Origin of the sequence: Pseudomonas sp. ACN8 (assembly GCF_002303925.1) — a bacterium.
Taxonomy (GTDB): Bacteria; Pseudomonadota; Gammaproteobacteria; order Pseudomonadales; family Pseudomonadaceae; genus Aquipseudomonas.
Window position 1 is genome coordinate 26,091 of record NZ_MRCS01000057.1, and the last position, 15,372, is coordinate 41,462.

Below are 15,372 nucleotides of genomic sequence, written 5' to 3' on the forward strand. Positions count from 1 at the left end.
AAAGGCAATACAATAACACTTGGCTGACCTTTAGAGCTATCAGATAGTCTTATCTTGGCAATGGATAGACCTTTGACATAACTCAAGGACGAATAAAATGGTCAGCGAATTCACCAGAAACTTTGAACCAAGCGCGATGGTTACCGAACTCACCGTATCGATAGCCATCGACAACGATTACTGGGCCGGCACCGACGACAGCATTTATATAAGCATGGGCCACACAACCAACATGCAACTGCTGAAACAGGCCCCGAGAGCCGGATCCAACACCACCATCGAAGTTGATATTTTGAGATTATTTGGAAAACCAAGCATACACATCAGCGAAATAAACCATGTGGGAATTTATCAAATTCCGACAGATCATCCGCTGGACAATGATGATTGGGAACTAGGAAGCGTGACGCTGACCGCAAATGGCATTTTCAGTAATTCATCCTTCAGAAAAATCCACCAATGGCTCGGGAATCACTCAACACACCTGCATCAGGTCTGGGCCGGACAGATCGAATGGTCTGCATGGTCAAACACTGATAAACGTCCTATCGATCTGAATGCCCAGACCTATCCGGTCAGATGGCTGCCCTACATCGCCGATCTGAAATCCTGGCGCACTTACGATCCGTCGAAAATTGAAGGTGTGGGCCAACTAATCGGAATGATAGACGGGAAACTGATTGGCGAGCTTTTGAAAACACGAGAAACCGAGATCCTGCACCCCAATGCAGACAATGATAGTTATACTTGGGTGTATACACCGGAAGGATCAATAATTTATCGGCGCTGGAAACACGCAGATACTCAGAATTACATACGACACAGTCAACTTGGCAGCGGTCGCCCCGTGATTTGCGCGGGCGAATTCAAAGTTGAGTCGAAGACAAATTCCACCCCCATTAAAAATGTGATCGTTCACATCAACGATGCGTCCGGCCACTATAAGCCTGATGGAGGATCTTGCCTGAGATACGTAGCAGAAAAGTTAAGCGCATTGGGTATCGACGTGAGTGACACCCAATGGTGTTGGACAGCGAGATCTTGAGTATCAGGTATATCAGCCCAAATCGGCCCGCTTTTACAACAACCCTGCAAACCGCAGAATCAGTGTAAAAGCGAGGCTGTTGATGATTTTGCATTCAAGCGTTTCGCGAGTTTTGCTCCGTCAAAAACGCCAGCAAGGTTTCAGTCACAAACCCAGGATTCTCCAGATTGGAAATATGCCCCGCCTGCGGCACCAGTACCCAGGGGCAGCCAATCAGCTCAGCCATTTCACGGGCTTCACCCGGTGGTCGAGGTTTGTCCTGATCGCCGCACATCACCAGTGTGGTCGCTGCGTCCAGTTCGCCCAGTCGTGGCAACAGATCATCCCGCCCAAACGTAATCCGCCCCATCGGCACGATGCTTTCACGCAGGCGATCCGCGGGTAGAGCCTCCAGAGAAGCGCGAAAATCCCGGTAGAGCGCCGACTGCGGATCAATGCCCGGCCGGAAGAAAATCGGCACCACGACATCCAGCAGCGCTGGCGTGATGACACCCGCCTCTTCGATCTGCTTCAACAGTGAAAAGTAATACTGGCGAGTCGGTTCCGGTTCGGCGCCGACGTAGGTGTCCATCAACACCAGGCCATTGATCCGGTGCGCTGCCGACAGCGCCAGGCGCACGCCCCACATGCCACCGACCGACAAACCGACCAGCGTGACCCTTTCGATGTCCAGGTGGTCGAGCAAGGCCAATGCCTGACGCGCCAGGTCATCCAGCGATGTCGTACCGACAGGCAACGGCCCGGATTGACCGTGCCCCCACAGGTCCAGGGCGATCACACGATACTGTTGCGACAGCGCGGCAATCTGCGGCGCCCACATGGCCTGGTCCCACAGATAGCTACCGGCCAGCAGCACCGCCGGGCCGGTGCCTTGATCGATGTAGTGAAGGGCTTGTCCGTCCAGGGTTACGAAGGGCATCGAGTGTCTCCGCTAGAAAAATGGAGGAGGAAGACTGAGCGGCTGACGGACAGCCGTCAATCGCCAGAATGTATGCGTTTGTACTATCGCCATCGCGGGCAAGCCCCACAGGGTTCGAGGTGTTCACCGACCATGAGTACACCACCTAACTTGCCCGCGATGGGGCCGGTACTGACGCTAAAGGATCAAAGCCCCTCCAGCTCCGCCATCAGGTCATTCAAGCGATCCACCTTCTCCTCGGTGAGTTCGCTCACCGCCAACCCGTCGATGTACCGGGCCAACTCTTCCACCGTGCTGCACTCGAACATCGCCCGCAACGGCACATCCCGTTGCAGGGCTTTCTGCACCCGCGAGGCGATTTGCGTGGCCAGCAGCGAATGCCCGCCCAACTCGAAGAAGTTGTCGCGAACGCCCACCTGCTCGACCTTCAATACCTCGGCCCAAATGTCTGCCAGGGTCTGCTCCAGCTCATTGCGTGGCGCCTGGTAATCCTGACGTTGCAGTTGGCCGATCTCCAGTGCCGGCAGGGCCTTGCGGTCCAATTTGCCATTGGCGTTGAGCGGCAGCTTGTCCAGCCACAGCCAGTGCAGCGGCACCATGTATTCCGGCAGTTCGGCACGCAGGCGTTGCTTGATGCGCTCCAGGCGTTCAGCCGGATTGAGCACTGAATCGACCGCCACCAGATAGCCGACCAGGTGCTTGCCGTTCGCCCCCTCCTGTACACCGACCGCCGCATCGCGGACTTGCGGTTGTTCATGCAGGCGAGCCTCGATTTCGCCCAATTCGATGCGATAACCGCGGATCTTCACCTGATGGTCGATGCGACCGACGTACTCCAGTACGCCGTCACTGCGACGACGGGCCAGGTCGCCGGTGCGATACAGGCGCTCACCCGGTGCACCGAACGGGTTCGGCACAAACACCGGTGCCGTGCGCAGCGGTTCGCTGACATAGCCGCGACCGACCCCGGTCCCCGCCACGCACAACTCCCCCACCGCGCCGAGCGGCACCGGTTCCAGCGCTCCGTCGAGCAGGTACAACTTGTTGTTGTCGGTCGGCGTACCGATCGGCAGGTAGCTGCCGCGAGTCGACGCCATATCAACACGGAAGAACGCCACATCATCCGAGCACTCCGCTGGACCGTAGGCATTCACCAGCCCGATCTGCGGATAGCGCAGCAACCATTGATGCGCCAGTTCCGGTGGCATCGCCTCACCCGTCGGCAGCATCCAGCGCAAGCCGTCGAGGCTCATGCGTTCCTGGGCGAGCATGCCCTGGATCAGCGACGGCACGCTTTCCAGCACGCTGATGCCCTGGCTCTGCACATGGGCCAGCAAGCCTTGCGGATCGTGGGCGATGGTGTTCGGCACAATGTCCACCCGTGCGCCGAACAACGGCGCGGCGAGGAACTGCCAGACCGAAATATCGAAGCTTTGCGAAGCGGTTTGGGCGATCACGTCGGCGTCGCTCAGGTTCAGGTACGGCACCTTGCTCAACTGGTTGTTGAGCATGCCACGCTGTTCGACCATCACGCCTTTGGGCAAACCGGTGGAGCCGGAGGTGTAGATCACATAGGCGAGGTTGTCCGGAGCACTGTAGACACCAGGATTGTCCGCCGACAGCGCAAGGGCCTGGACGTCCTCCCAGACCAGCAGCCGTGGCCGGCTGGTGCTGCCGAACTCCTCAAGCAAGGCCTGCGCCTGCTCACGACAGGCTTGCGTGCACACCAGCAATGGCGTGCGGCTCAGATCGATGATCCGGCTCAGACGCTGACTCGGCAAACCCGGGTCCAGCGGCAAGTAACCCGCCCCCGCCTTGAAGTTGCCGATGATCATGCCCAGCAAATCGAGGCTGCGTTCGGCCAACAAGGCTACCGGTTGATCACGACCGACACCGGCGGCGATCAACGCATGACCGAGGCGGTTGCTGCGCTGGTTCAGTTCCAGATAACTGTATTGCCGGTCCAGACAACTGGCGGCAATCCGCTGCGGGTGTCGGGCGACTTGGGTTTCAAACAATGCAACGTAACTCTGCTCCAACGGATACTGGTGTTCGCTCTGGTTGCAGCCATGGATGAGGAAGTCTCGCTCCTCGGCCCCCAGCAGCGGCAGATCGACCATGTCGCCATGGAAACCCTCCACCAACGCCAGCAGCAAACGCTTGAACTCACCGAGCATGCGCTCGACCGTGGCCTCATCGAAGTAGCGCTGGTCGTAGGACAGGTGCAAGCCCAGGTCATCCCCCGGATAGCACACCGCCGTGAGCGGGAAATTGGTGTGGGTCCGGCCCGAATCCGAGGTCGCGTTGAGGCTCTGCGCACGGTCCAGCACCGAGACTTCCACAGGGGCGTTTTCGAACACGAACAGGCTGTCGAACAGCGGCTGGCCCTTGGGCAGTTCGCTTTGCTCCTGGATGTTCACCAGCGGCAGGTATTCGTATTCACGCAGCTGCATGTTGTGGTCGAGCAGACCGCCGAGCCACTGGCGCACGCTGCAACGCTGGCCGTCCTCGGGCATATTCACCCGCAGCGCTATGCTGTTGATGAACAGGCCGACGGTGCGCTGCATCTGCGGCATGTCCACCGGACGCCCGGCCACGGTGACGCCGAACAGCACGTCACGATCACCGCTCAAGCGCCGCAACACCAGCGCCCATGCCGCCTGGGCGAAGGTATTGATGGTCAGCTGATGGGCCTGGGCCAGTTCGCGCAGTTGCGCGCCGTCACGGGCATCGAGCCTTGTATAGCGGTCGCCGACGATCATGCCGCCGCTGTCGCCGGCATGTTCGCGCAGCAATGGCCGGTCGCTCGGGATCGGTGTGGTCCGTTCGAAACCCTGCAGGTTGGTTTTCCACCACTGCCGCGCTTCGGCCAGGCTCTGATGCTGCAACCAGCCGATGTAGTCGCGATAACGTGGCGGCACCTCCAACTGCGCTTCCCGGCCTTCGCCGAGGGCGCTGTAGATCTCGAAGAAATCATTCATCAGCAGCGAACGGCACCAGGCGTCGATGAGGATGTGGTGGTTGCTCATCATGAACCAGTAGCGCGCCTCCCCCACACGGATCAAACGCAACTGGAAGGGTGCCTGGTTGAGCAGATCGAACCCGGCTTCGCGCTCGGACTTGAGCAAGAGTTGCAGCTTCGGTTCTTGGTCGGCTTCGGCGAGATCGCGCCAGTCGAGGTATTCGATCGGCGTGCTACCCGGTTTGTGGATCACTTGCAGCATGTCTTCGCCGACGTTCCAGCAGAACGACGCGCGCAACGCTTCGTGGCGGGCGATCACCGCTTGCCAGGCCTGGGCGAAACGCTGCGGGTCGAGTTCGCTGTTGATGCGGTAGCGGTCCTGCATGTAGTACAGGCCGGTACCCGGCTCCAGCAAGGTGTGCAAGAGCATGCCTTCCTGCATCGGGGTTAGCGGGTAGACGTCTTCGATGGCGCCGGCCGGGACCGGCAGCGAATCCAGTTGTGTCTGGCTGAGATTCGCCAGGGGGAAGTCCGACGGCGTCAGGCCACCCGCGTCATCGCGCAGGCAATGTTCGATAAGACTTTGCAGTTCACCGAGGTAAGCGTCCGCCAACTCGTCGATGGTTTGCGGATCGAAGCGTTCGGCGCTGAACGTCCAGCGCAGCACCAGTTCACCGCCATATACCTGACCGTCGACGCTCAACTCGTTGGGCAGCGGGGCATTGGCATCGTGGGCCGCGCCGATGGCTTCATCCAGTGGATGGAACAGCGCGTCCGCCCCGAAACTCTGGTCAAACTGGCCGAGGTAGTTGAAGGTGATCGGCGCCACCGGCAACCCGGCCATGCGCTGGCGACTCTGGTCATCGGCGAGGTAGCGCAGCACGCCATAACCCAGGCCTTTGTGCGGCACGGCACGCAGTTGCTCCTTGATCGCCTTGATCGACGCACCCTGCCCGGCGGCTTCTTCAACGTTCGACGGGGTCAGGCGCAGGGGATAGGCGCTGGTGAACCAGCCGACGGTGCGGGTCAGGTCGATCTCGTCGAACAGCGCTTCGCGACCGTGGCCTTCCAGTTGAATCAGCGCCGATGGCTGACCGCTCCAGCGGCACAGCACGCGGGCCAATGCGGTCAGCAGCAAGTCGTTGACCTGGGTGCGATAGGCACTCGGTGCCTGTTGCAGCAACTGCCGGGTACGCTCGCTGTCGAGGCGCACGCTGACGGTTTGTGCATGCCGGTTCTGCCGCCCGCCTTCGGGGTGATCGCAGGGCAAATCAGCAGTGGGTCCGGCCAGTTGCGCCTGCCACCCATCCAGTTCCTCACGCAGGGATTCACTGCCGGCGTAGGCCTGCAAACGTGCAGCCCAGTCCTTGAAGGCGCTGGTTTTCGCCGGCAGTTTCACCGACTGCCGCGCGTCCAGTTGGCGATACACGGTTTGCAGATCGTCCAGCAGCACGCGCCATGAAACGCCATCGACCACCAAATGGTGAATCGCGATGAACAGCCGTTGCTGGCCCTCGGGACCATCGACCAGCAACACGCGCAGCAACGGCCCTTGTTCCAGGTCGAGGCTGCGCTGGGCATCGGCGAACAAGGCCGTGCATTTGTCCATGGACGAAACGCGCACCTGCCACAACACCGGCGTGTCGGAAATCCCCTGGTGTGTGGCCTGCCATTGGCCGGCGACCTTGTTGAACCGCAGGCGCAAGGCATCGTGCTGTTCGATCACAGCCAGCAGCGCTTGCTCCAGGCGATGAGGTTCCAGGGCGACAGTCGGTTGCAGCAACAACGCCTGGTTCCAGTGCTGGCGGTGCGGGATGTCGGTGTCGAAGAACCAGTGCTGGATCGGCGTCAGTCGCGTCTCCCCCATGATCAAGCCCTGCTCGGCGCTGACCTGCTCGCTGCGGCTGGCCACGGCGGCAAGGGTCTGCACGGTCTGGTGCTGGAACAGATCGCGAGGGCTGAAGTGAATGCCCTGCTGTCGCGCCCGGCTGACCACCTGGATCGATAGGATCGAGTCACCGCCCAGTTCGAAGAAGTTGTCGTTGAGGCCGACCTGTCCGACGTTCAGCACTTCGCACCAGATCTGCGCCAGCGTGATTTCAAGCTCGTTGCTCGGCGCCACGTAGTGTTGACGGTTCAGCTCCGGGTCCGGTGCAGGCAGTGCGCGACGATCGAGCTTGCCGTTGGTGGTCAGCGGCATGCTGGCCAGCAGGATCAGGTGCGTGGGCACCATGTAGTCTGGCAGTTGCGATTTCAGATGCGCCTTGAGAGCTTCGCGCAAGGCCGATTGCTGCGCTTCATTCTGTCCGGCGACGTCAGTCACCAGATAGCCGACCAGTTGCTTGCCGCTCGGGGCATCGAGCGCCAGCACCACCGCTTCGCGAATCGATTCGTGCTCCAGCAGACGGGTTTCGATTTCACCGAGCTCGATGCGGAAGCCGCGGATCTTCACTTGATGATCGATGCGTCCGAGGTATTCCACCAGGCCGTCGGCGCGCTGGCGCACCAGGTCGCCGGTACGGTAGATACGCCCGCCGCTGGCGGCAAACGGATCGGCGACAAAGCGCTCCGCGGTCATGCCCGGACGCTGGTGATACCCCTGGGCCAGGCCCGCACCACCGACGTACAACTCGCCCGTCGCGCCTTGCGGCACCAACGCCAGGTCGGCGTCGAGAATGTAGGCCACGCGGTCGCCGATCACGCTGCCGATCGGTACGCTGCCGGCACCCTCTTCCAGTACTTCAGGGGCAAGACCGGCCAGCGGCATGACCACGGTTTCGGTCGGGCCGTAGGCGTTGAAGAACCGGCTCGGCTGGAAGGCTGCGCGAATGCGCGCCAGGTGATCACCGGTCAGCGCTTCGCCGCCGGTGATGATCATGCGCACCGGCAGGGTTTCATTTTGCGTTGCCAGCCATTGCGCCAACTGGCCGCCGTAGCTTGGCGTGAAACCGAGGACGTTGATGTGATGACGACGGATCAGGCCACAGATTTCTTCTGCGTCCCACTGCCCTTGAGCCCGCAGCACCACTTGCGCACCGCTGAGCAACGGCACCAGCAATCGCTCGGTGGCGGCGTCGAAGTTGATCGAATAGAAGTGCAGTTCGCAATCGTCCGGGCGCATGCCAAAACGCTCGATCACCGCGCGGCAGTGCATGGCGATTTCGCCGTGGGACACCACCACGCCTTTCGGTTTGCCGGTCGAGCCCGAGGTATAGATCAGGTAGGCCTGATGCTGCGGCAGGCTGATCAGCGGCAGCTCGGTGGCCGGGTAATCGATCAGTTTTTCCGCGTCTTCTTCCAGGCACCAGCGACCCACTGTCGGCGGCACTTCACCCAGGGCTTTGAACATCGCTGCATCACTGAGCAGCAATCCAATGCCGCTGTCTTCGATCATGTAATGCAAGCGGTCCAGCGGGTACTCCGGATCCAGCGGCACATAGGCGCCGCCGGCCTTGAGGATCGCCAGCAGGCCGACGACCATCTCCAGCGAGCGCTGCAGTGCCAGGCCCACGCGCACCTGCGGCCCGACGCCACGCTCGCGCAGCATCCAGGCCAGGCGGTTGGCGCGGCTGTCGAGTTCGGCGTAGCTCAAAGTCTGCCCGGCGAAGGTCAGGGCCGGAGCGTCTTTGCGCGTCAAGGCTTGCTCGGCGAACAGGTGATGGATGCACTGATCCAGCCGGTGTTCGCCCGGCGCGACGCCGAGGCTGTCGAGCAGATGTTGTTGTTCGTCACACGCCAGCAGTGGCAGCTCGCTCAAGCGCTGCTGCGGATCGGCAATCAGCGCCTCCAGCAGGTTGCGCCAATGCCCGGCCATACGCGCGATGCGCGGCTCGTCGAACAGATCGGTGCTGTAGGTCAGGCAGCAACCCAGGCGATGGTCGAGGTCGGTGACTTCCAGGTTGAGATCGAACTTGGTCGCGCGGGCATCGTTGGCCAGGTACTCGACCGTCATGCCGGCCAGGCTGCGGCTTTGCTGGAACTCCCAGCGCTGCACGTTGCACATCACCTGGAACAACGGGTTGTAGGCCGCGCTACGCGGTGGTTGCAAGGCTTCCACCAGATGATCGAACGGCAGGTCCTGATGGGACTGGCCTTCGATCACCGTGTGGCGCACCTGCTCGAACAACTCGCCCACGGACATCTGCCCGTCGAGCCGGCAGCGCAGCACTTGGGTGTTGAGGAACGCGCCAATCAGCCCTTCGCTTTCCGGACGAATGCGGTTGGCCACCGGCGCGCCGATGCGCAGATCGGTCTGGCCGCTGTAGCGGTACAGCAGCGTCGCCAGGGTGGCAGTCATGGTCATGAACAGGGTCAGGCCGTTTTGCGCGTTGAAGGCGCGGACCTTTGCCGCGAGCTCATCGCTCAGGTCAAAACGATACAACTCACCCTGATGGCTTTGCACCGGCGGGCGCGGACGGTCGGCCGGCAACTCCAGCAATGGGTGTTCGCGGCCCAGTTGCGCGGTCCAGTAATCGAGCTGGCACTGACGCTCGCCGGACTCCAGCCACTGACGCTGCCACACGCTGTAATCCAGGTACTGCACCGGCAACGGCGCCAGCGGTGACTCACGATCATCGACGAACGCCTCGTACAGCGCGCTGAGTTCCCGGGCAAAAATGTCCATCGCCCAACCTTCGGTGACGATGTGGTGCAGGGTCAGAACGAAGTAGTGTTCCTGTTCGGCGGTCTTGACCAGGCAGGCGTGCAGCAAAGGTCCGGTTTCCAGATCGAACGGCTGGTGCGCTTCGTCGTCGGCCAGTTGCTGGACCTGCCATTCTCGGACTTCGGCATCCAGCGCGGTGAAATCCTTCCACGCCATGCGCACGCCAGTTTGCGCGTGTACTTGCTGGCGGGCGACACCGTCGATGCTCGGGAACGTGGTGCGCAGGGTTTCGTGACGCAGGATCAGGGCTTGCAGCGCGGCTTCGAAACGCGCCACGTCGAGCACGCCGCGCAGCCGCGCCATGCCGCCGACGTTGTAGGCCGGGCTGTCGGGCTCCATCTGCCAGAGGAACCACATGCGCTGCTGGGAATAGGACAACGGCACCGGCTGGCTGCGGTCGACTTTTTCAATGGGCGGCTGTTTATTGGTGCTGCCGCTGGCCTGGATCAGGCGAACCTGTTCGGCAAACGCACCAAGCTCGCTGTGTTCGAACAGCGCCCGCAGCGGCAACTCGACGTCGCAGGCCTGGCGGGTGCGGGAGATGATTTGCGTGGCCAGCAGCGAGTGGCCGCCGAGGGCAAAGAAATCATCGCGCAAACCGACTTGCGCCAAACCCAGCACTCCGCGCCAGATACCGGCGATGGTTTGCTCCAGTTCAGTCCCTGGCTCGACGTGCTCGCGAACCTGCCACAGCGGTTCCGGCAAGGCGCGGCGGTCGAGTTTGCCGCTCGGGCCGAGGGGCATTTGTTCCAGGCGCATCAGTTGCGCCGGCATCATGTATTCCGGTAGTTCGGCGGCCAATGCGCTTTTCAGGCGCGCGGTTTGCTCGGCTTCGTCCCCGGCATTGCTCGCTGCGGTGTAGTAACCGATCAACTGCGTCCCGGCCACGGTGTCGCGCACCAGCACCACGGCTTGCGCAACGCCGTCCTGGGCCAACAGCCGCGCCTGGATTTCCTCCGGTTCAACGCGGAACCCGCGCAACTTGACCTGCTGATCGAGACGACCGAGGTATTCGATCACGCCGTTGGCCGTCCAGCGTGCCCGGTCGCCGGTGCGATACAGGCGTGCGCCCGGCTCGCCCGACGGATCGACCACGAAGCGTTCGGCGGTCAACGCGGGGCGACCGAGGTAACCACGAGCTAAACCAACGCCGCTGATGCACAGCTCACCCGGCACGCCGGCCGGCACGGGATTCAAATCGCTGTCGAGCACGCGGCAGATCACGTTGCCCAGTGGACGGCCAATCGGCGAGCGTTCGCCATCGGCGCTGGAGCAATGCCAGTGGGTGACGTTGATCGCGGTTTCGGTCGGGCCGTAGCGGTTGTGTAATTGCACTGTCGGCAGTTGCATCAGCACCCGGTTGCGCAGCTCCGCCGGCAAGGCTTCGCCCCCGGAGAACAGCCGGCGCAGGCTGGTGCATTCAGCGCTGAGCGGTTCTTCGATGAACAACGAAAGCAGCGGCGGCACGAAGTGCAACGTGGTCACGCCGTAGGCTTGCACCAGCTGCGCGATGCGGTGCGGATCGCGGTGTTCACCGGGGCCGGCGATCAGCAAACGCGCGCCAGTGATCAGCGGCCAGAAGCACTCCCACACCGACACGTCGAAACTGATCGGCGCCTTTTGCATCAGCACATCGGTTTCGTTCAGGCGGTAAGTGTCCTGCATCCATTGCAGACGCTCGGCCAGCGCGGCGTGGGTGTTGCCGACGCCTTTGGGCTGGCCGGTGGAACCGGAGGTGTAAATCACATAGGCGAGGTTGTCGCCGTGCAGATGCAGCCCTGGCGCATGGCTCGGCCAATTCTCCAGATGCAGGGCATCCATGGCGATCACGCTGACGCCGTCAGTCGCTGGCAGGCGCTCAAGCAATCGGGTTTGCGTCAGCAGCAATTCAACACCGCTGTCGCTGAGCATGTAGGCCAGGCGCTCGGCGGGGTAATCCGGATCCAGCGGTACGTAGGCGCCACCGGCCTTGATGATCGCCAGCAGGCCGATCAGCAGTTGCGGCGAACGCTCGCAGGCGATGGCCACGCAGACGTCCGGGCCGACGCCTTTGTCGCGCAGATAATGCGCCAGACGGTTGGCCCGGGTGTGCAGCTCGGCGAAGTCCATCTGGCCGCCGTCCCACATCATCGCGGTGCGCTGCGGGGTCTGGCGTGCCTGCTCGTTGAGCCATTCCGGTAGCCATTGGCTGGCCGCTGCGCAGGGTACGGTGGCCCAGTCTGATTGCTGAAGGTGTTCGGCGGCCGTCAACAGTGGCAGGTCACCAATGGTGGTGTCCGGTTGCTCGCAGACAGCGCGCAGCAGGTTGCTGAAATGCTCGGCCAGGCGCTCGATGGTCGCGGCCTCGAACAATTCGCTGGCGTAGTCGAAGGACACGGTCAGGCGACCGTTGCGGTCTTCTTCGCTGTGCAATTGCAAGTCGAACTTGGCTTCGCGGCTATGCCACGGCAGCTCTTCGGCCAACAGCCCCGGCAGGCGCTTCAAGGCGCTGAGGTCCCGTTGCTGATGGTTGAACATGACCTGGAACAGGCCCTGCTCGCGGGCCTGCGGGAAGGCTTCCAGCAGTTGCTCGAATGGCAGGTCCTGATGGGCTTGCGCACCCAATGCGGCTTGCCGGGTCTGCGCCAGCAACTCAACGAATGGCAGGCGTGAGTCCACCTCGGCACGCAGCACCTGGGTATTGATGAAGAAACCGATCAGGCCCTGGGTTTCCAGACGCGGACGGTTCGCATTGGGCACGCCGATGCGGATATCTCGTTGGCCGCTATAGCGATGCAACAAGGTCTGGAACACAGTCAGCAACAGCATGAATGAAGTCGATTCATGGGCCCGCGCGGTCTGCCGAATCGCATCGCTCAGGGCTGTGCCCAGACGCACGGTGTGGCGAGCGGCGCTGTGCAGTTGTTGGGCAGAACGTGGATGATCGGTGGTCAGGCTCAGGGGCGGATGCTCATCACTCAAGTAATCCTTCCAATAGGCCAGTTGCCGCTCGCCTTCCCCTTGCGCCAGCCATTGCCGTTGCCAGCTGCCATAGTCTGCGTACTGCGTCGGCAATGGCGCCAGCAGCGCTTGCTGGCCTTGGGTCGCCGCTGCGTACAACCGAGAGAACTCGTCGATCAGCACATTCAGCGACCAGCCGTCAGCGATGATGTGGTGCATCGTCACCAGCAACTGATGGTCTTCGTCGTCGAGGCGAACCAGCGTCACCCACAGCAGCGGGCCTTTCTCCAGATCGAATTGGGTCCGCGCTTCGTCCTCGCGGATCTGCCGCGCCCGGACCTCACGCTCGGCGGCCGGCAGGTCGCTGATGTCGATCAATTGCAGGTTGACCCCGGCAGCCGCAACGACCTGTTGCAGCGCCACGCCGTCACGCTCGAAGAATCGCGTGCGCAGGGATTCGTGACGCTCGATCAACTGCTGGAAACTGGCGCGCAATGCCTCCTCATCCAGTTCGCCGCGCAGGCGCAAGCCGCCGGGAATGTTGTAGGCGCTGCTGTGCGGGTCGAGTTGCCAGGTGATCCACAGACGGTTTTGTGCCAGGGATTGCGGCATCGGTTGCTGGCGCGACAACGCCGTGATCGCGCCCTGGGCCAGGCCACCGTCCTGTTGCTGGCAGGCCACGACATCGGCGAATGCACCGAGGGTCGGGGCTTCAAACAGCAGGCGCAGGTTCAACTCCAGACCGAGCTCCTCACGCAGGCGCGCCACCACTTGCGTCGCCGCGATGGAGTTGCCGCCGAGCAGGAAGAAATGATCGTCGGCACCCACCTGCCCCACCTGCAACTGCTCACACCAGATCTGGCCGATCAGGCTTTGCAGCTCGGAGCCCGACTCGATCTGGCCTGCACTTTCGGTGGCGGCCGACGGGAACATCGCGTAGCTGTCGAGACTGCCGTCAGCCAGACGATTGCGACACGCCGAGCGCTGCAATTTACCGCTGGAGGTCTTGGGCAGCGCGCCCGGATTGAGCAACACCACCACGCTCGGTGCTTGCTGATACGCCTCGGCAACAGCTTGGCGAATGGCTTTTATCAAGGATTCGGGCGGCAGGATTTTCTGCACGCTACGGCTGATTTCGGCAGCGATGCCGATGCCTTCCTGACCGTCAACCGTGACGGCGAAGGCGGCAACCCGGCCTTTGCGCACCACTTCCACTTCGCGCTCGACGGTCTGCTCGATGTCCTGCGGGTACAGGTTGTGTCCGCGCACGATCAGCATGTCCTTCAGGCGCCCGGTGATGAACAGCTCGCCGTTGCGCAGGAAACCCAGGTCCCCGGTGCGCAGCCAGGTCTGCCCGGCGTGCCGGACAAAGGTCTTGGCCGACGCCTCGGGGTTGCGCCAGTAGCCTGAGGCGATGCTCGGCCCGCTGGCCCAGACTTCGCCGACAACGTTGTCGGCCTGTTCGCTGAGCAAGACCGGGTCGATGATCAGTACCGCGTGCGCCGGTTGGCTGATACCGCAACTCATGATCGGGCTGCCCTCGCCCGCTTCGACACGGTTCTGCGCCAGGGCCTGACCGTCTACCCGCAGGTTGCCGATGCCTTGGCCGCGCGCTGTGCCGGCCACGAACAAGGTGGCTTCGGCCAGACCGTAGGAGGCCATGAAACTGTCCGCGGTGAAGCCGCAGGTCGCGAACTTCCCGGCGAAGCGCTCCAGGGTGTCGAGGCGAATCGGCTCGGAACCGGAATACGCCACGCGCCAGCCACTCAGGTCGAGCCGCTCCAGGGCCGACTCGCTGACTCGCTCACTGCACAAGCGATAGGCGAAATCCGGCCCGCCGCTGATGGTGCCGCCGTATTCACTGATCGCCTCCAGCCAGCGCAACGGCCGGCCGAGGAAGTACGCCGGGGACATCAACACGCAAGGCACGCCGCTGAAAATCGGCTGCAACAGGCCGCCGATCAGGCCCATGTCGTGGTACAGCGGCAGCCAGCTGACGATGACGTCGTCGGGGTTCAGGTCAATGCCGAAACCGTGGCGAATCAGCAACTCGTTGGCCACCAGATTGCCGTGGCTGACTTGCACACCTTTGGGCAGCGCGGTGGAACCGGAGGTGTATTGCAGGAAGGCGATGTGATCGTCCTGCAAGTCCACCGCGACCCAGCGTTCGGCCAGCGCACCGTCGAGGGTATCGACACACAGCAGCGGCGGCGCCCCTTCGATCTGCTGCAATCCATCGCGTAACCCGGCACCGGTCAGCAGCAAGCGCGGCTGGGCATCGCCGATGATCGACAGCAGGCGTTCCTGGTGATGACGACGTGCCGACTCCGGCGGATAGGCCGGCACCGCGATCACGCCCGCGTACAGGCAACCGAAGAATGCCGCGACGTAATCCGGGCCGCTGGGGAACAGCAACACCGCGCGGTCGCCGACATCCGCCTGCGCCTGCAACGCGCCGGCAATCGTCCGCGCCCGCAGGTCAAGTTCGCGATAGCTGAGCACCACAGCCTGGTCCGGGGTCTCGGCGAGAAAGCGCAGGGCCACCCGATCCGGCGTCAGGGCCGCGCGGCGCTGAAGGGCTTGGACCATTGTGCTGGGGAGTTCGAACGCGTCGGTCATGAGGTTTCCTGCCTGATTTCGGCTGTAGGAGCGAGCTTGCTCGCGATGGACGTTAACGATGACGCGTTGCCATTGGATAAACGCGGCGCCGGTGAGCCCATCGCGAGCAAGCTCGCTCCTACAGGGGGTATGAGGATTGCGCTGTTGCATTCACCAATGAGAACGGATGACGTCTGGAGATAATTAGTCGCCAGGCTGGAACACAAAGAGGTGTGAAGTGAGTC

General features: G+C 62.3%; 3 protein-coding genes. 1 reads left to right on the forward strand and 2 read right to left on the reverse strand.

Features of this window, described 5'->3' with window-relative positions; translation table 11 throughout:
• The first annotated feature begins 97 nt into the window (after positions 1-97).
• On the forward strand, positions 98-1,045 hold the full coding sequence (locus BSF44_RS25335) for a hypothetical protein (RefSeq protein ID WP_095945839.1): 948 nt from the start codon (positions 98-100) through the stop codon (positions 1,043-1,045).
• Positions 1,046-1,139: 94 nt separating this feature from the next.
• Here the strand turns inward: BSF44_RS25335 and BSF44_RS25340 are convergent, their stop codons facing one another.
• Entirely contained in the window at positions 1,140-1,964 is an 825-nt protein-coding gene (locus tag BSF44_RS25340; protein ID WP_095945840.1) for an alpha/beta fold hydrolase, read from the reverse strand.
• Positions 1,965-2,149: 185 nt separating this feature from the next.
• Positions 2,150-15,148, reverse strand: coding sequence for a non-ribosomal peptide synthetase (locus BSF44_RS25345; protein WP_095945841.1), 12,999 nt, complete (start codon positions 15,146-15,148; stop codon positions 2,150-2,152).
• Positions 15,149-15,372: the final 224 nt, after the last annotated feature.